Here is an 18,040-nt window from a genome sequence, read left to right as displayed (position 1 = left end):
GCCTCCGGCCGGTCCCGCCATGCCGCCGCCCGCCGCTCCCGCCGCCCGGACGAAGTCGTCCGGCCTGTTGTGGGCGCTCCTGGGCGGGCTCGTGGTCCTCGTGGTCTTCGCCCTGCTCGGCGTGGCGTTCTTCAACGGCGGGCAGTCGCAGGCGGTCGCCCCCGGAACGCTCTCCAGGACCACCGTGCTGGTCCTCGTCGCCGCGTTCGTCGCGCTGGCCGGCGGCATCGCCGTCGCGATCGCCGTCAGCCACGCGCACAAGGCGGAACGGCGGCGCGCCGAGCAGGCCAGGGACCTCGCGGCCGAACGGGCCCAACTGCTCGCCGCGGCCATGGATCCGGAGGTGGCGATGCGGCTGCTGGGCTACGACGGCCGCCGGGGCCCCGACAACGGTTGATCAGAGGCGGAAGCCCAGATCGGGCGTGATCTCGGTCACGTCCATCTGGGCCTTCTGCAGCCGGCCCGAGTAGTCCCAGTTCATCGATTGCCAGCGGGTGAACTGGTCGAGCACCCACATGCCGCTCTGCCTGCTGCCGTTGCCCGACTTGCCGTTCCCGCCGAACGGCAGATGGGCCTCGGCGCCCGACGTCGAGTTGTTCACGCTGACCATGCCCGCCGAGACGCCGGCCCTGAAGCGGAAGACCGCCTGCGGGTCGGTCGTGTAGATCGACGACGACAACCCGTAGCCGGGCCTGTTGGCCAGTTCGATCGCCTCGTCCATGGTGGAGAAGGTCGTCACGCCCACGATCGGGCCGAACGTCTCCTCCAGGAAGAGCCGGTCACCGGCGCGGACGCCGTCGACGATCACCGGATGGTAGAAGAGGCCGTCGCCCTCCATGCGGCCCGTCGGGCCGGGCAGCACGGTGTGGTGCGGCTCGATCCAGGCCAGGTACTCCTCGTACCGCTCCGCGAACTTGTGGTCCAGCATCGGGCCGTAGAGCACGTCGCCGTTCGGGTCGCCGATCTTCGCGTCCCGTACGGCCGCCGTGAACCGGGCCACGAACTCGTCGTGGACGTCCTCATGGGCGATCACCGTGCCGAGAGACGTGCACCGCTGGCCCGCCGTGCCGAAGCCGGCGAACAGCGCGCCCTCGACGGCGAGGTCGAGGTCGGCGTCGGGCATGACCACCATGGGGTTCTTGCCGCCGAGCTCGAGGCAGGGGGACTGGAGGTGACGGCCGCACAGTTCGCCGATGGTGCGGCCCACCGCGGTGGAGCCCGTGAAGCCGACCTTGTGAACGGTCCCCTCGCCGAGCGCCCTGTCGAGCCCCTCGTAGGTGCGGGCGCCGTCGGCGAAGACGATGTTGAGCACGCCGTCCGGCAGTCCCGCGGCGGTGAAGAGCCGGTAGAGGGCGTGCGCGGAGGCCGCGGCGTACTCGGCGGGCTTCCAGACCACGGCGTTGCCGCAAAGCAGGGCCGGCACGAGATACCACGACGGCACGGCCACGGGGAAGTTGCCCGCCGTGACGACCGCCGCGACGCCGACCGGCACGCGGAAGGTGAACAGGCTCTTGTCCGGCATCTCGGACGGGACCGTCTGGCCGTAGAGGCGGCGGCCCTCGCCGAGGAAGAAGTCGCAGGTGTCGACGATCTCCCGGACCTCGCCGAGCGCCTCGGCGTACGGCTTGCCGATCTCCTGGGTGACCAGCCGCGCGAGCGTCTCCACGTTCGCCTCGACGAGCCGCCCGATCGACGCGATCACCCGGCCGCGCACGGGCGCCGGGACGGCGGCCCATTCCCGCTGAGCGGCGGCGGCCGTACGGCAGGCGTCGGCGAACACGTCCGCGCCCGCCAACTGGACGGTCGCGACCGTCTCGTCCGGCCGTGCGGGGTTGACCGACGCGTACGGCGTGCCTGCCGGGCCGTCCTTGCCGCCGATGACGGAAACGATCTGCAGAGTCACCGTTGACCTCCGGAATGATTTCCTGCCTGGAGTTCTGATTACACAGTATTTCCGGCGCCCGCGTCGTTGGCCATCCCGGCCCGGTGGGCGACCGCGGCGGCCTGCGTCCGGCTGGCCACGCCGAGCTTGGCGAGGATGTTGGAGACGTGCACGCTGACGGTCTTCTGCGAGATGAACAGGCGTTCGCCGATCTCCCGGTTCGGCAGGCCCGCCGCGACATGCGCGAGGACCTCGCGCTCCCGGCCGGTCAGCGTCGCCAGCGGTCCGCCGGAGTCGGCGCCCCCCTCGGAGAACCGGGCGCGGCGGCCCAGTTGCGCCAGCGCCGCCCGGAACGGCTCGGCCCTCAGCCGGTCCGCCACCTCCGACGCCGCGGTCCACTCGGCGTGCGCGGCGTCGCGGTCGCCCGCTTCGAGCAGGGCCTCCGCCAGCCGCCACCGGGAGCGGGCCTCCTCGTAGACGAAGCCGAACCCGAACGCCTCCGTGGCCGTGCGCCAGACGGCCGGGCCGGCCGCGCCCCTGACGCGCTGCCACTCGGCCTCGGCTCTGGCCAGCCAGGCGAGGCCTTCCGGGCCGATCCCCGACCGGGGGCCGGAGGCCCCGTTGGCCGCCGCCCACCGGGCACGTTCGAGCAGGTCGTCGGCGAGAGCGTGATCGTCGCCCTCGCGCCGGTCGGCGAGGGCCCACAGGCCGGTCGCCGCGACCCGGATGAGGCCGGGGTCGAACGGCTCAGTGATGGCCAGGACCGCGTTGACGTGCTCGAGCGCGGTCTCCGGGTCGCCGCGCCACAACGCCTGCTCGGCCGCCAGGCACCGGCTCATGTAACTGACGAGCTCGTCGGACCAGAAGCCGGTGAGCCACTTCAGCCGCTCGGCGGCCGCCGGGCGTCCCCGGGCGACCTCGACGAACAGGGCGAAGGACGACAGGACCGCCTCCGCCTTCGTGCCCACCCGGATGCCGAAGTCGGCCGCCAGCCGTTCCGCCGCGTCCCAGTCGCCGTCGGCGAAGTGCACCAGGTACTGGAGGAATCGCAGATCGGTCCCGTAGTTGCTCCAGATGAGGCCGTTCTCGCGGGCCAGCCGGACGCCGCGCGCCGCGGACTCGGCAGCCACGTCGAGATGGCCCTGTTCGTACTGCACCCGCGCCTCGGTGAAACGTGCGCGCAGGTCGATCGACAGGTCGCCGGACGTCTGCCGGGTGGCGTCGGCGAGCAGTTCCGCGGCGCGCTCCGCGGTGCCCTTCGTCTCCTCGAAGACGGCCAGCGTGACCAGCGCGCTCACCTCCGCGTCGCGTGCCGAGGTCGCCCGGGCCACCGCCAGAGCTCGGGTCGCGGTGGCGATCGCCTCGTCGATCCGGTAGGCCTTCCACAGGACACGGGCATAGGTGGCGAGGGCCCTGGCCAGCAGAGGGCTCTCGGGCGCCAGGTCGACCGCCTCGCGAGCCGTCTCCGCCAGCCCGGGCATCTCGTCGTCGGAGTCGATGCGGTAATAGGCCATGCGTTCGTCGGTCTCGGCGATCAGGACGGGATCGTCGGCCAACCGGCGTAACCGCTGAAGCTGGGAGATCGCCCTCCGGTATTCGCCGCTCGCGGCGGCGGCCGCCGCGCTGTCCAGCGCGAGCCGCGCCCGCGGCTCGCCGGCGAGCGCCTCGGCGTCGGTCACCTTGTCCCACACCTCGAGGGCCCGCTCGAAGTGCTGGTGCGCCTCCGCGGGAGCGCCCAGCTCGGCCGCCAGCCGTCCCGCCTCGACGGAGGACCTGAGCGCGCCGGGAAGGTCGTGGCTCGCCAGGTGGTGGTGGGCCAGCTCGGCCGGAGAGTCTCCCCGCCTGGTCAGCAGCTCGGCGAAGGCCGCGTGCAGCCGGGTCCGCTCACCGGGGAGCAGGTCGTCGTAGACGGCCTCCTGGAGCAGGGCGTGGCGGAACGCGTAGCCGTCCCTGCTGGCCGTGAGCAGCCCGCGGGAGACGATCTCGCGCAGCGCCTCCTCCAGGGGCAGGTCGTCCAGACCCGTGGCGTCGCGGAGCAGGTCGTGGTCGACCCCGCGGCCGGCGACGGCGGCGACCCTGAGCACCTGCCCCGCCGTGTCGGGCAGCGACTCCACGCGGGCGAGCAGCAGGTCGGCCAGCGTCCCGGGGAGACGGGTGTGGTCGGCCGAGGCGGCCAGCAGCTCCTCGGCGAAGAACGGGTTGCCGGCGGCTCGTTCCACCACGCCGCCGATCACGCGGATGTCGGTCTCGTCGAGGGCGACCAGGTATTCGGCCATGGCGTCGTTGCCGAGCGGCCGCAGCTCGACGGACGTGACCAGCGGCAGCCGCTGGAGCTGGACCAGGACCGGGCGCAGGGGATGACGCCGGTGCAGGTCGTCGCTCCGGTAGGTCCCCACCAGGCAGACGCGCTCGCGCTGCAGCATGCGGGTGAGGAAGACGAGCAGGTCGCGGGTGGAACGGTCGGCCCAGTGCAGGTCCTCGACCACGAAGAGCACAGGACGCTCCGAGGCGACCTCGGCGAGCATGTCGAGAACCGAGCCGAACAGGCGCTGCTGCGCCAGGGCGCCCGTCGTCACGTCGGCGGAGCCGGGATCTCCTCCCGGCAGGAGGCGCTCCAGGACGGGTCTGGCCGCGATCGCCCGTCCGGCCGGGCCGTCCGGTTCGGCCATGGCTCCGCGGAGAGCGTCCGCGAGCGGCAGGTACGGCAAGGCGTCGCCGAGCTCGGCGCACTGACCGACGAGCGAGACGAAACCCCGCTGCTGGGCGCGGTCGCACAACTCGGCGATGAGCCGGGTCTTGCCGATCCCCGCGTCGCCGCCGACGAGGGCGACCCCCGCGAGCCCGTCAGTGGCGGCGTCGAGCACACCCGTCAACTGGTCGAGTTCCCCGGAGCGCCCGATCAGAGCCGTTCGCCCCGTTCTCGCCATCACGTCGCGAGTATGTCACGCGGCTCCGACGGAATTCCGCCTGCTTTCCGCGGGGTGACGTGTGCGACCGGGGTGGCGGTGCGCATGATCGTCGCGATTAGAAAAAATCTTCGAATCAGTGATGGATTTGTGTGGATATGGTCGATTCATTCGTTCGCACATTCGAATGACGTGATGCATCATTGAGGTCGCTGAGGAGCGAGGGGCGGGAGGTGGCGGGATGAGCGGTGAGGGCCAGGCGACGACCGTCGTTCCGCCCGAGGACGTGTCGTGGTGGGCGGACGAGGAGCTGCTCGGCGAGTGGCCGGACCGCACCACGGGGCCTGAGGATCCGCTGGACGCGGCTCCGGCGTGGTTGATCGCGGTCGCCGAGGCGGCTGATCGGGCGGCCGGCACCGCGCCGCGGTCGCAGTTGTGCGTGGAGCCGTTCGCGGAGGTGGCGGGGGTCGCCCCGGGCGGACGGGCTGCGGCCGCCGTGGAGCGTGCCGTCCCGCGCCTGCCCGCGTTGCCGGACGCGCATGTGCTCGATGTGCTGGCGGCCGCGCGCCGGCTGGCCTCCTGGGCGGAGGCGGTGCAGGTCATGGCGGCCGCGGAGTTGCACGGCCGGCCGGTCCGTGACGAGATCGGGCGGGCGCTGGACGCCGGCCGGGACCTCGTGGAGCTGAATCAGGCGTGTGTGGTGGAGGAGATCGCGGCCAAGCTTCGGGTCACCTCCGGATCGGCGGCGCACCTGGTGTCGCTGGGGCGGGCGCTGAGCTCGCGCTTCCCGGAGATGGGGGCGTTGCTGGCCGCCGGGGTGGTGGACGTTCCGAAGGTCCTGGCCCTGGTGCAGGGGACCGCGCTGCTCGATGAGGAGCGGGCCCGGGCGGTGCAGGCCGAGGTGGTCGGCGTGGCCGGGGAGTTGACCTCGGCCCGGTTGCGCGCGCGGGTGAACCGGCTGGCACTTCAGGCCGATCCCGAGCTGGCCGAGCGTAAACGGCGGGAGGCGGAGAACCGGGCGCATGTGCGGGTGTGGCGCAACCAGGAGGACGGCACGGCGACGCTGGCCCTGATGGGCTCCCCGGTGGCGTGGGCCCTCGCGGCCTCCGACCGGGTCGACGCGCTGGCCCGCGCGGCCAAAGAGGCGGGCGACGCCCGTCCGCTGGCCCGGTTGCGGCTGATCACGGCCTACGCCCTCCTTCTCGGCCGCGACCCCGATGGCGGCCCGGGCGGGCGAGGCTCTGATGGCGAACGGCCGCCGGATGACGAGGAGGTCCCGTGGCCTTCCGAGCCGATGCCCGACGCTCCGAGTGCCGCAGGCCTTCCGGACGCCGGCGTCCGCGCGGAGGGGCCGACCCGGCTGGACGAAGTGGTCGGCCGGGCCGGTGAGGTCCCGGTACGGCGCACGCACTGGCTGGCCGTGCCGTACGCCTCGATGAAGGGCGACGCGGACCTCCCCGGGGAACTCCAGGGTTTCGGGCTCGTCACGGTCGCCCAGGCCCGTGACCTCGCCCGCGACGCCCGCCGCTGGGTCGCCGTCCGCGACGTGGACGGCCAGATCATCCTGCACGGGGAGATCGCCGTCAGAGCAGGCCCCGATCACGACGCCCCTGGTAGTGCTCTTGAGAAAGCCGTCGAGGAGGCCGACAGGATCCCCCCGCCCGAGCCCGGCTACCGGCCCTCGGCTCGGCTCGACTTGAAGGTCAGAGCCCGCGACGGGACCTGCAGGGCACCGTCATGCAACCACTCGGCCTGGACCGCCGACGTGGACCACACCCGTGCCTACGATCAGGGCGGGCCCACCGCCTATGGCAACCTCGCCGTGCTTCACCGTCGCCACCACCGCATCAAGGGCACCGTCCCCGGAGTCCGCGTCCGGCAGATCCGCCCGGGACGACTGCTGTGGACGGCGCGGACCGGCGACACCTATCTCACGTGACCCACTGGTGATCAACCCCTGGAAGGATCCCGAACCCATGACAGCCGATCCTCAGCTCGAAATCCTCCCTCGCGACCCGGGGCCCGGGGTCTATGCCCCGACCGGCGACTACGTGCACGCGATGGAGGTCCGCGGCGCGCAGCGGCTGCTGTTCGTCTCCGGAACGATGGGACTGGACCCCACAGGCGCGGCGGGCGCCACGCTCGACGAGCAGCTCGGCCTCATCTGGTCCAACCTCACGGCCATCCTCGCGTCGGCCGACATGACCGTCGACAACGTCGTGAGGCTCACCAGCTACCTGCGTGACGCGTCCTATGCGGAGGCGAACGCGGCCGCTCGCGTGGCGGGACTCGGAGGGCGCCTCATCCCCACCACCGCCATCGTCGTGCAGACGCTCGTCAGCGATTGGCTGGTGGAGATAGAAGTGATCGCCGCCGGGTGAGGAGGCGAAGGGATTTGTCGGCGGGTGTGGCTAATGTGCGGCGCGTGACCGAACGGTGGAGCCGAGATCAGGTGCTCTCCCTCGCACCTGACGCGGCGTCGCAGAAGGCGGCGGCCGGTGTCAGCGCGCCGGGGAAATGGTCGGGCAGCGGTGCTCTTCCCGACGTGGTGTGGGGAGAGTGCAAGGGCAGCGGCGCCACGCCGTATCGGGCGTGCGTCGACCTCTCCGAACCGGCCTACAAGTGCAGTTGCCCGAGCAGGAAGTTCCCGTGCAAGCACGCGCTCGGGCTCCTGCTGTTATGGGCGTCGGGCGGGGTGCCCGACGGCGGCGCGCCCGCCGGATGGGTGACCGAATGGCTCGAGCAACGGCGCAGCCGGGCAGAGCGGCAGGACAAGCGCGAGTGCGAGCCCGCGCAGGGGTTCCGGCCCTCGAACGGCTCCGCCCAGCGGGAGAGCAGGGTCACGGCCGGCCTGTCCGAGCTGGAGCGCTGGCTGACCGACCAGATCGCGCACGGGATCGCGGGAGCGCGGCAGACCGGCCTCGCGGACTGGGACGAGCTCGGCAGGCGCCTCGTCGACGCGCAGGCCCCCGGAGTCGCCGGCGCCGTGTCCCGGCTGTCCCGCGTGCTGCGTGAGGAGGACTGGCCCGGCCTCCTGCTGGAGGAATACGCCCTGATTCATCTGCTGGCCGTCGCGTATCGCCGCGCGGACGGGCTTCCCGCGGGCCTCGTGGAGACCGTCCGGTCGCGAGTCGGGTTCCCGATCACCCGGGAGGACGTGCTCGCGTCGCCGTGGATCAGAGACGACTGGGACGTGGTCGGCGCCAGAGACGAGGAGCAGGACCGGCTGGTCGCGCGCCGGATCTGGCTGCAGGGCAGGGCGACGGGCAGGGCCGCGCTGGTGTTGTCGTTCGCGCCGATCGGCCAGGCACTGGACGCGTCGCTCGTCACGGGCACGACCGTCGACGCCGACCTGGCCTACTACCCCGGCGCGTCCCCGGTGCGCGCGCTCGTCGCCGAGCGGTACGGCCCCGCGACCGCCGGGCCCCCGGCCGGGACGAAGCTCTCCCGGGTCCCGGGCCGGATCGCCGAGGTGCTGGCCGGCGACCCTTGGGCCGATTCCTGGCCTGTCGTCCTGGGAGACGTGATCCCCTCCGCGGAGAGCCTCGTCGACGAGAGCGGGAACGCGCTCCCGTTGCACCCGTCGACCGGCGTGCCGTGGCGGCTGCTGGCCGTGTCCGGCGGGCGGCCGGTGACGGTCGCCGCCGAATGGACGCCGCGCGGGTTACGCCCGCTGACGGTATGGGACGAGGAAGGCCAGGTGGTACGGCTGTGAACACACCGGCTGTGAACGTGACGTGGGAGGACCTGGTCTCCACGGCGTTGGTGGGCACCGACCGCCGTTCCACGTCGCCCGGCGAGGTGTTGGACCAGGCGGCCGTGCAGGCGGTGCGGGCACGCGCCGGCCGGCGGACGCGCGAGGGCCGCCCGCCCGCGCCCGCCGCGGAAGAGACGCGTCCGCTCGCCGCGCGCGCCGCCGGTGACCGGCTCGCCCGCATGCTGGGAGGCGAGCAGGCGCGGCTGTTGCCCGAGTGGCTGGAGGCCGCGGCGGTGATCGGCGTGCGGGTGCCCGCCCACCTGATTCCCGGGCTGCTCGACCTCGGCGCGCGCGACCGGTCGATCCGGTCGCATCTGGGCGCCCTCACCGGGGCCCGCGGGCGATGGCTCGCGGAGCTCAACCCCTCATGGAGCTACCTGCTGGCCGAGGCGGCGGACATGCCCTCCGGCGATCTGTGGGAGTTCGGCACCAGCGGTGACCGTAGAGGTTATCTGGCCGCGCTGCGCGCCGCCGCTCCCGCCCAGGCCCGGGAGTTGCTGGAACAGGGCTGGGACAAGGAGACGCCGGAAGACCGGGCCGCGTTCGTGCTCCTCCTCTCGGAGGACCTGGGCATGGACGACGAGCCCTTCCTGGAGGCGGCGCTCGACGACCGGAGGAGAGAGGTGCGCCAGGCCGCCGCCGACCTGCTCACCCGCCTGCCCGAGTCGCGGCTGGCGCTGCGGATGGCCGAACGGGCCGCCAGGTTCCTCGTCAAGGACGGCGGCGGGCTTCGCGCCGATCCGCCGAAGGCGTGCGACAGCACGATGGAGCGTGACGGCGTCAGGCCCCGGCCCCCCGCTGGTACGGCGCAGCGCGGCTGGTGGCTGCAGCAGGTGGTCGCCCGCACGCCCCTGGCCTTCTGGGCCGGTCATCTGGGGCTGCCTCCGGAAAGGGCCGTCCAGCTGAAGGTCGGCGACTGGGCCCGGGAGGTCGCCATGGGCTGGACCCGGGCGGCGATCCTGCAGCACGACGCGCGGTGGGCTCGCGCCCTGTTCGAGGTCGAGCCGCTGACGGACCTCCTGGCGGTCCTGCCGCCGGAGGAGCAGTCCGCGAGGGCCGCCGAACTGGTCGTCCGCCACCCCGTCGACGGACAGATGATCATGATGCTGGGCGGTGTGGCCAGACCTTGGGGCCCCCGGCTGGCCAAGGCCGTACTCAAGAAGATCGTGGAGACGTCCGGGACGCAGCCGTGGAACGCCGGCGAGCTGATCCGGCTGGCGGGCGAACGGCTCGACCCGGCGATGCACGGCCACGTCCAGGAGATCGCCGAGCTGGCCGTCACCCTGCGGTTCCGTTATGACATGTCGAAGGAGCTTTCGTGACCACCGTCCTGCGTCCCCACGCGGAAGACCTGTACGCCGAGGAGCTGGCGATCCTCGCCAAGAGCGACGACCGCACACGCCCGCCCGGCTGGCGGCTCTCCCCGTGGGCGGTGACCACCTACATCCTCGGGGACGGCGACCAGATCACGCCCAAGTACATCGGCCCGCGGCGGATCGTCGAGGTCGCGGTGGCCACTCTCGCGACCGACCGGGCGCTGCTCCTGCTGGGCGTCCCCGGCACCGCGAAGACCTGGCTCTCCGAGCATCTGGCCGCGGCCGTCAGCGGCGACTCCACCCTGCTCGTGCAGGGGACGGCGGGCACGGCCGAGGAGGCGATCCGCTACGGGTGGAACTACGCCCGTCTCCTGTCGGAGGGTCCCTCCCGCGAGGCGATGACCCCGAGCCCGGTGATGCGGGCGATGGCCGAGGGGCGGCTGGCCCGGGTGGAGGAGCTCACCCGGATGCCCTCCGACGTCCAGGACGCGCTGATCACGGTCCTGTCCGAGAAGACGCTGCCCATCCCCGAGCTCAACGACGAGGTCCAGGCGGCCAAGGGATTCAACGTCATCGCCACGGCCAACGACCGGGACCGGGGGGTCAACGACCTGTCGAGCGCGCTGCGCAGGCGCTTCAACACCGTCGTGCTGCCCGTCCCCGCGAGCGCGGAGGAGGAGGTGGAGATCGTGTCCCGGCGGGTGGCCCAGCTCGGCCGCTCGCTGGAACTGCCCGAGACCCCGGCCGGGATTGAGGAGATCCGCCGCGTGGTCACGGTCTTCCGCGAGCTCCGCGCCGGAGTGACGTCGGACGGGCGGACCAAGGTCAAGTCGCCGAGCGGCACCCTGAGCACGGCCGAGGCGATCTCGGTGGTGACCAGCGGGATCGCCCTAGCGGCGCACTTCGGCGACGGCGTGCTGCGTCCCGCCGACATCGCGGGCGGGATCGTCGGCGCGGTCATCCAGGACCCGGTGGCCGACCGGGTGGTCTGGCAGGAGTACCTCGAGGCCGTGGTCCGCGACCGCGACGACTGGCGCGACTTCTACCGGGCCTGCCGCGATGCGGGCTGACGTCGCCGCACCGTCGATCCTGGGCGTCCGGCACCACGGCCCCGGCTCCGCGAAGGCGGTTCGCGCCGAACTCGAACGGCTCAAGCCGGACGTCGTCCTCATCGAAGGCCCCCCGGAGGCCGACCCGCTGATCGCGCTGGCGGGCGATCCCGGCATGGAACCGCCGGTCGCGCTCCTGGCGCACGCGCAGGGACGGGCCGCCTTCTGGCCGTTCGCCGTGTTCTCACCCGAATGGCAGGCGATCACCTACGCGCGCGAGGCGGGCGTCGAGGTGCGCTTCTGCGACCTGCCCGCCGCGCACAGCCTCGCCCTGCCCGAAGAGGAGGAGGCCGTACGGCTCGACCCGATCGGGGAACTCGCCCGGGCCGCGGGTTACGACGATCCCGAACGCTGGTGGGACGACGTCGTCGAGCATCGCGGGGAGAGCGGGACCCTCCACGCGGTCGCCGAGGCGATGGCGGCCATCCGGGAGGGACACGAGCCGTCCGGCACCGAGGCGCTGCGCGAGGCCGCCATGCGCCGGGCTCTGCGCAAGGCGCTCAAGGAGGGGTTCGGGTCCGTGGCCGTCGTCTGCGGCGCGTGGCACGTCCCCGCGCTGACCGACCTGCCGTCCGCGGCGGAGGACGAGCGGTTGCTACGGGGCATCCCCAAGGTCAAGGTCGACATGACCTGGGTGCCGTGGACGCACGGGCGGCTCGCCGCGCGCAGCGGGTACGGCGCGGGCGTCGCCTCGCCGGGCTGGTACGACCACCTGTTCTCGGCTCCCGACCGTCCCGTCGAGCGCTGGCTGGCCGGCGCCGCGGCGGTCCTGCGTGAGGAGGGCCTGCCGGTCTCCTCCGCCCACGTGATCGAGTCCGTACGGCTCGCGCAGGGCCTGGCCGGGCTCCGCGGCCGGCCTCTCGCGGGGTTGTCGGAGGTGACGGAGGCCGCCAGGGCCGTGTTGTGCGAGGGCGACGACCTGCCCGTGGAGCTCATCCAGCGCCGCATGGTCGTGGGGGAGCGGCTCGGCGGCGTGCCGGGCTCGACCCCGATGGTCCCGCTTCAACGGCACCTGCGGGAGGAACAGCGGCGGTGGCGCCTCAAGCCCGAGGCTCTCCCGCGCGAGCACGACCTCGACCTGCGCAAGCCGCTCGACCTCGGGCGCAGCCGCCTGCTGCATCGGCTCAACATGATCGGCGTGCGGTGGGGGACCACGCGGGAGACCCGCGGGAAGGGCACCTTCAAGGAGTCGTGGACGCTGGAGTGGCATCCCGAGTTCGACATCGCCCTCATCGAGGCCGCTCCCTTGGGAATCACGGTCGACGGCGCGGCGGCCGCCCGGGCCAGGGAACTCGCGGCGGAGGAGAGCACGTCCCTGGCCGATCTGACCTCGCTGGTCGAGCGGTGCCTGTTCGCCGACCTGGCCGGCGCGCTGCCGGACATCCTCCAGGCGATCAAGGACAAGGCGGCGCTCGACGGGCAGGTGTCCCATCTCATGGCGGCCCTTCCCGCGCTCGTCCGGGCGCAGCGCTACGGCGACGTCCGCGGGAGCGGCGGGCTGGCCGCGATCACCGACTCGCTGCTCGCGCGGATCTGCGCCGGCCTGGCGCCCGCTCTGACCGGGCTCGACGACGACTCGGCCCGGCAGATGGTCGCCCTCATCGACGGCGTCCACAGCGCGGTGGGGCTGCTCGAGAGCGACCTGTGGCAGGCGACGCTCGCGAACCTGGCCCGGCGCACCGGCCTGCCGGGGATCATCGAGGGCCGGATCGTGCGCATCCTCTTCGACGCCGACGCGAGCGTGGACGACGTCTCCGTCCGCATGGCACGGGCGATGTCCTCCGGCAACCCGCCCGAGCGGGCGGCAGCGTGGATGGAGGGCTTCCTGTCGGGCGGAGGCCTGCTGCTGGTCCACGACCCGAGGCTGCTCGCGATCGTGGACGGCTGGCTCACGGGGCTGCCGGCGGAGGCGTTCGTCGACGTGCTTCCGCTGCTCAGGCGCACCTTCGGGGCCTTCGCGGCGCCCGAGCGCCGCATGATCGGCGATCGCGTCAGATCCGGCGCCCCCGTTCCCGCCCACGAGGTGTCCGGCATCGACGACGAGCAGGCCGCGGGAGCCGTACGGACCGTTCTGGAAATCCTGGGGAGAGCGTGATGGACGAACGGGCACGCCGGTGGAGGCTGGTGCTCGGAGGCGCGGCTGAGGGCGCCCTGCAGGGCGCCGACGCCGGCATGGACGCCGCGCTCGCGGCGCTCTACGAACGGGGGGCAGGTCTCGGCGCGTCCGCGCCCCGGGTGGCGAGATGGCTGGGGGACATCAGGGAGTACTTCCCGTCGACCGTCGTCCACGTCATGCAGAAGGACGCGATCGAGCGGCTCAACCTGACCCGCCTGCTCCTCGAACCGGAGATGCTGGAGGCCGTCGAGCCCGACGTGCATCTCGTCGGGACGCTCCTGTCGCTCAACCGGGTGATGCCCGACAAGGCGCGGGAGTCCGCCCGGGCGGTCGTCAGGAAAGTCGTGGCCGAGCTGGAGGCCAGGCTCGAGCGGCGGACCCGCGCCGCCGTCACCGGTGCGCTGGACCGCTCGGCCAGGACCCACCGGCCGAGGCGGGCGGCCGACATCGACTGGAACCGCACCATCAAGGCCAACCTGAAGAACTACCTGCCCGAACGGAACACGGTGGTGCCGTCCCGGCTCGTGGGCTACGGCCGAAGGCAGCAGGCCGTCCAGCGGGAGGTCGTCCTGTGCATCGACCAGAGCGGGTCGATGGCCGCCTCCGTGGTCTACGCGAGCGTCTTCGGCGCCGTCCTCGCCTCGATGCGGTCGCTCCGGACCTCGCTCGTGGTTTTCGACACCGCGGTCGTCGACCTCACCGATCAGTTGCACGATCCGGTCGAGGTGCTCTTCGGCACCCAGCTCGGCGGCGGCACCGACATCAACCGGGCGATCGCCTACTGCCAGGGCCTCGTCACCCGGCCGTCGGACACGATCTTCCTGCTGATCAGCGACCTTTATGAGGGCGGCGTGCGTGAGGAGATGCTGCGCCGGGTGGCCGCGATGACCGACGCCGGCGTCCAGGTCATCGTCCTGCTCGCCCTGTCCGACGAGGGGACGCCGCAGTACGACCACGACAACGCGGCGGCGCTCGCGCAGATGGGGGTGCCGGCGTTCGCCTGCACACCTGACGCGTTCCCCGAGCTGATGGCCGCGGCGATCGAGCGCCGGTCCTACGACCAACGTCCGATGGCCGCCCCCGGCCGCCACCCGTAAGGTCCATGCCATGTCCGCCACGTTGACCGAGTCCGCCGTGTTCTCCCCGCGCCTGCGCGCTCTGAGCGCCGGGATGATCGCGCTGAGCACGCTGGTCGCGTTCGAGTACCTCGCCGTGGCGACGGCGATGCCCGTCGTCGGGCGTGAGCTCGACGGCTACCACCTGTACGGCCTGGCCTTCAGCGGCGGCCTGGCCGCGGGAGTGATCGCGACGGTCGTGGGCGGGCGCTGGAGTGACGCGAAGGGCCCGCGTGCGCCTCTGTGGACCGGCGTCGCCGCCTTCATGGGCGGCCTCCTCATCGCCGGGACGGCACCCACGATGGAGGTTTTCCTCGCGGGCCGGTTCATCCAAGGGCTCGGCGGCGGCCTGTTCAACGTCGCGCTCTACGTCCTGGTCGCCCAGGTGTATCCGGCCCAGGCGCACCCCCGGGTCTTCTCGCTGCTGGCCGCCGCCTGGGTGCTGCCCTCGGTGGTCGGGCCCGCGATCACCGGCATCGTCGCCGAGCAGCTGAGCTGGCGGTGGGTCTTCCTGGGCGTGCCGGTGCTCGCCGCTCCGGCGGCGCTCGTCCTGTGGCGCGGCCTGCCGCGGGGGACCGCGCCGCCCGCCGGGGCGGACGGGAACCGGGACTTCGTGCCGGCCCTCGTGTGGGGCGCGGTGGCCGCCGTGGGCGCGGCCCTCCTCCAGTACGGCAGCGGCACGTCGTGGCCCGGTTCGTCGCTGGCGATCGTGGGCCTGGTGCTCCTCGCTCTCGCGCTGCCCCGCCTGCTGCCGCCGGGGACGTTGCGGGCGGCGCGCGGCCTGCCGGCCGTCGTGGCCCTGCGCGGGCTCGCGGCCGGCGCGTTCTTCGCCACCGAGGTCTTCGTCCCTCTCACCCTGACGTCCGAGCGGGGGCTCAGCCCGGCTCAGGCGGGCATCGCCCTCACCGGAGGCGCGCTGGCCTGGTCGCTCGGCTCGTGGATCCAGGGGCGCGGGTCGTTCGGCAGGGCGACCGTCCTCCGCGTGGGCACGGCGCTGATCGCGGCCGGGATCGCGGTCACCGCTCTGGCCGTCTTCGAGAGTGTCCCCGTGCTCGCCGCGTTCGCGGGATGGGTCCTCGCCGGGCTCGGCGTCGGCCTGGTCTACCCGACGTTGTCCGTCCTCGTCCTCGAGTTGTCCGCGCCCGGCGAGGAGGGCAGGAACTCCGCGTCCCTCGCCATCGGAGAGTCCGTGTTCTCGATCGTCGCCGTCGCCGCCACAGGTGCGATTTTCGCGGGGTTCGGCGGCACACCGGCCGTCTATCTGGCGTGTTTCGGCCTGCTCGTCGTCATGGCGGGGACGGGTGCCGCCGTCGCCGGGCGTTTTGACCACGCTCGCTGAGCGGGCACCATGGAGATCTGAAACAAGGGGGATTTCCATTGCCGCGCGTTCGGGAGCTCGAGATCTTCAGGATGACCCTGCCGTACGGCAGGCGTCCGGAGAGCGCCCTGGTCAAGTTCACCGACTACGGCGGCATGGCCGGCTGGGGTGAGATCGTCCAGCCGTCGCCCGACAACCCGCTCGAGAAGTCCCTGCCCGCGCTGATCGGCGTCGACTGGGAGCATCCGTCCGAGCTCGGGGAGATCCCCGGCGGGGCGGCCGGCGACATGGCCTGCTGGGACCTGTGGGGACGGATGAGCGGAGTCCCGGTGTTCCACGCCCTCGGCGGGACCCGTACCTCGCTGATCGCCACCGTGCGGGTGCAGGCCGACCGCTCGCTGGAAAGCATGGTCGCCCGGGTGAACCGCCACGTCGGCGGGGGCTACGCCCACGTGACGATCGACATCCACCCCGGCTGGGACGTGGAGCCGGTCCGCGCCGTCAGGGCCGCCTATCCGGGGCTGGCCATCGCGGTGGACGGCCGCGGCGCCTACACCGAGATCTCCCAGCTCGAGGCGCTGGACTCCTACGACCTGGCCGCCATCGAGCGTCCGTTCGCGGACCTGCTGACCAGCGCGGAGTTGCAGGACCGGGTGAGCGCGCCGGTCGCGGTGGAGGTCCACTCGGTGGCCGAGCTGGACGAGGCGGTCGGCCTGCACGCCGGTCGCGCGCTGCTGCTGCGCCCGTCGCGGTTCGGCTCGCTCGGCGCCGTGCGCGCCGCGCACGACCGGGCGGTGGCGGCGGGATGGGACATCGTCTGCATGGGCGGTCTCGGCGTGGGACTGGCCCGCGCGGCGACGGTGGCCGTGGCCAGCCTGCCGGGGTGCACGCTTCCGAGCGCCGTGGCCGAGCCGCCGCAGAGCGCCCAGGTCGTCGTCCCCCCGGTCGGCGCCTCCGGCGGCGTCGTCGCGGTCCCCCTCACCCAGCCGGGCCTCGGCCACACCGTCGACGAGGCCAGGGTCCGCCGCCTGTCCAGGGAGTCCTTCCGGGTCTGAGGGACCGGCCAGGGGCGTCACACCGCGGCGCAGCCCTCACCGATGGCGGCGAACGCCGGTGCGGGCTCGGCGACGACGGGCCGGTGCGGCGCGGGGACGGGGGCGGCCGACTCGCGCAGGGCCTGCGCGGTGAGCGACCGGATCCGCGCCCAGTCGGGGGTGACCGTGCTGATCAGCGGAGGCATGAACTGCAGGCTCGTCACCCCGGCCTGCTTGACCTTCCAGGCGAGCGGGACCAGGTGCTCCAGCATGGGCCGGGGCACGTCGGTGCTGATGATCTCCTCGGTGGCCTCGGCCATCTGGCCGAAGTGCCTGAGCACGGCCGCCGGGTCCGCCTGCTGGAGCAGCGCGCCGAACACGCAGCGCTGACGGTGCATGCGGTCGTAGTCGTCGCTGCCGGTGCGCGACCGGGCGTACCAGAGCGTGTCGGAGCCGTTCAGCCGGCGGGTCCCCGCGGCGACCGTGCCCTCGCCGTAGGTGCCGTATGTGATGTCCCTGTCGACGCTGAGCACCAGCCCGCCGAGGGCATCGATGATCTTGGCGAAGCCCCAGATGTTGACCATCGCGTACCAGTCGATCCGGATGCCCAGGATGTGACCGATGGTCTCCTTCAGCACCTGGGGGCCCATGTTCGTGCGGCCGCCGAAGAGCTCGGGATGGTCGTCGGCGTACTGCCACACCGAATACAGCAGGTCCTCACGCCAGCCGGGCCGCGACTCCGGCAGGAGGAACCCGGTCGGGAAGCGCGCCGCCATGGGGCTGCCCGGCGGGAAGCGCACGTGCTCGAGGTTGCGCGGCAGACCCAGCAGCACGGTCTTCCCCGTACGGACGTCCACGCTGGCCACGTTGATGCTGTCGGTCCTGATCCCGACGCGGGTGGTGTCCCCGTCTCCGCCGAGCAGGAGCACGTTGACGCGGCTCCGGCCGGCCCAGGGGTCCTCCGGCCTGACGGGCTCACCGGGGATCCCCGGCGCAGTGAAGACCGTGTCGATGGTCCGTTCCGAGATCGCCGCGTACTCGGCGACGACGGTGAACGGCACGGCGACCAGGACGGCCAGCGTGCCCGAGGCCAGGCCGGTGACCACCTGCGCGCCCTGCGGCAGGGTTCCCGGGCGGAGCACCACGAACGAGTGCACCACGAGGCAGAGCCAGGCGACGGCGCCGACCAGGGCGCCGACGGTGATCGGGATCAGCCAGGCGATCGCCCGTCCCGCCGTGCCGGCGTCGGCAGCCGCCGACACCACGACGAGGCAGGCGGCGAGCGTCACGTAACCGCCGAGCAGGGCGAACCCGGTGCGCCGCCAGCCGGCGTGGAGGTGGGCGGCGCCCGGCACGAGAGCCGACAGCGCGACCCAGCCGATCAGCGCGGCGGCTTTTCTCGACGACACACCCCAGGAACGCATTTTCACATTGAAGCGGTCTGTCCCCGGACGTACCGATGGGCGAACGACGCCTAGCGAGTCGCG

General features: G+C 72.9%; 12 protein-coding genes and 1 pseudogene. 10 read left to right on the top strand and 3 right to left on the bottom strand.

Annotation, left to right across the window (positions count from 1 at the left end):
• Positions 1 to 397, top strand: a pseudogene (locus Psi02_RS12465) (AAA family ATPase); the annotation flags it as partial.
• On the opposite strand, the gene Psi02_RS12460 reads toward Psi02_RS12465, so the two are convergent.
• Positions 398 to 1,903: an aldehyde dehydrogenase family protein gene (locus Psi02_RS12460; RefSeq protein ID WP_203973667.1), complete on the bottom strand. Its 1,506-nt coding sequence runs from the start codon at positions 1,901 to 1,903 to the stop codon at positions 398 to 400.
• A gap of 38 nt (positions 1,904 to 1,941) precedes the next feature.
• Entirely contained in the window at positions 1,942 to 4,809 is a 2,868-nt protein-coding gene (locus Psi02_RS40700; protein ID WP_203973681.1) for a helix-turn-helix transcriptional regulator, read from the bottom strand.
• A 220-nt stretch (positions 4,810 to 5,029) separates the two neighbouring features.
• On the opposite strand from Psi02_RS40700, the gene Psi02_RS12450 reads away from it, so the two are divergent.
• Genes Psi02_RS12450 through Psi02_RS12410 form a run of 9 tightly spaced genes read left to right on the top strand, consistent with a single transcriptional unit; the run spans position 5,030 to position 16,574 of the window.
• The gene (locus tag Psi02_RS12450; RefSeq protein ID WP_203973665.1) at positions 5,030 to 6,727 is read left to right on the top strand and encodes an HNH endonuclease signature motif containing protein; all 1,698 of its coding nucleotides are present in this window, start codon (positions 5,030 to 5,032) and stop codon (positions 6,725 to 6,727) included.
• 37 nt (positions 6,728 to 6,764) lie between these two features.
• A complete protein-coding gene (locus Psi02_RS12445) occupies positions 6,765 to 7,169 on the top strand; it encodes a RidA family protein (protein ID WP_203973663.1) in 405 nt (134 codons plus the stop codon).
• A gap of 44 nt (positions 7,170 to 7,213) precedes the next feature.
• A complete protein-coding gene (locus Psi02_RS12440; RefSeq protein ID WP_203973661.1) occupies positions 7,214 to 8,503 on the top strand; it encodes an SWIM zinc finger family protein in 1,290 nt (429 codons plus the stop codon).
• The gene (locus tag Psi02_RS12435; protein ID WP_239094836.1) at positions 8,500 to 9,867 is read left to right on the top strand and encodes a DUF5691 domain-containing protein; all 1,368 of its coding nucleotides are present in this window, start codon (positions 8,500 to 8,502) and stop codon (positions 9,865 to 9,867) included. Before Psi02_RS12440 ends, Psi02_RS12435 begins: the two co-directional genes overlap by 4 nt.
• Entirely contained in the window at positions 9,864 to 10,931 is a 1,068-nt protein-coding gene (locus Psi02_RS12430) for an ATP-binding protein (protein WP_203973659.1), read from the top strand. The genes Psi02_RS12435 and Psi02_RS12430 overlap by 4 nt, the downstream gene beginning before the upstream one ends.
• Complete coding sequence (locus tag Psi02_RS12425; protein WP_203973657.1) at positions 10,921 to 13,065, top strand: DUF5682 family protein; 2,145 nt, start codon at positions 10,921 to 10,923, stop codon at positions 13,063 to 13,065. The genes Psi02_RS12430 and Psi02_RS12425 overlap by 11 nt, the downstream gene beginning before the upstream one ends.
• The gene (locus Psi02_RS12420; protein ID WP_203973655.1) at positions 13,065 to 14,183 is read left to right on the top strand and encodes a VWA domain-containing protein; all 1,119 of its coding nucleotides are present in this window, start codon (positions 13,065 to 13,067) and stop codon (positions 14,181 to 14,183) included. Before Psi02_RS12425 ends, Psi02_RS12420 begins: the two co-directional genes overlap by 1 nt.
• Positions 14,184 to 14,193: 10 nt before the next feature.
• Positions 14,194 to 15,540, top strand: coding sequence for an MFS transporter (locus Psi02_RS12415; RefSeq protein WP_203973653.1), 1,347 nt, complete (start codon positions 14,194 to 14,196; stop codon positions 15,538 to 15,540).
• 38 nt (positions 15,541 to 15,578) lie between these two features.
• The gene (locus Psi02_RS12410) at positions 15,579 to 16,574 is read left to right on the top strand and encodes an enolase C-terminal domain-like protein (protein WP_203973651.1); all 996 of its coding nucleotides are present in this window, start codon (positions 15,579 to 15,581) and stop codon (positions 16,572 to 16,574) included.
• Between the two features lie 17 nt (positions 16,575 to 16,591).
• Here the strand turns inward: Psi02_RS12410 and Psi02_RS12405 are convergent, their stop codons facing one another.
• Entirely contained in the window at positions 16,592 to 17,977 is a 1,386-nt protein-coding gene (locus tag Psi02_RS12405) for an LCP family protein (protein WP_203973649.1), read from the bottom strand.
• Between the last annotated feature and the right edge of the window lie 63 nt (positions 17,978 to 18,040).

It is taken from the genome of Planotetraspora silvatica (assembly GCF_016863315.1).
In the GTDB taxonomy this organism is placed as follows: domain Bacteria; phylum Actinomycetota; class Actinomycetes; order Streptosporangiales; family Streptosporangiaceae; genus Planotetraspora; species Planotetraspora silvatica.
This window is presented reverse-complemented; position numbering and strand designations above follow the sequence as displayed.

Excerpts from the sequence above, each read along its gene's own strand:
- Psi02_RS12445 (WP_203973663.1), top strand. The coding sequence starts at position 6,765 with ATGACAGCCGATCCTCAGCTCGAAATCCTCCCTCGCGACCCGGGGCCC.
- Psi02_RS12420 (WP_203973655.1), top strand. The coding sequence starts at position 13,065 with ATGGACGAACGGGCACGCCGGTGGAGGCTGGTGCTCGGAGGCGCGGCT.
- Psi02_RS12425 (WP_203973657.1), top strand. The coding sequence starts at position 10,921 with ATGCGGGCTGACGTCGCCGCACCGTCGATCCTGGGCGTCCGGCACCAC.
- Psi02_RS40700 (WP_203973681.1), bottom strand. The coding sequence starts at position 4,809 with ATGGCGAGAACGGGGCGAACGGCTCTGATCGGGCGCTCCGGGGAACTC.
- Psi02_RS12450 (WP_203973665.1), top strand. The coding sequence starts at position 5,030 with ATGAGCGGTGAGGGCCAGGCGACGACCGTCGTTCCGCCCGAGGACGTG.
- Psi02_RS12405 (WP_203973649.1), bottom strand. The coding sequence starts at position 17,977 with ATGCGTTCCTGGGGTGTGTCGTCGAGAAAAGCCGCCGCGCTGATCGGC.
- Psi02_RS12415 (WP_203973653.1), top strand. The coding sequence starts at position 14,194 with ATGTCCGCCACGTTGACCGAGTCCGCCGTGTTCTCCCCGCGCCTGCGC.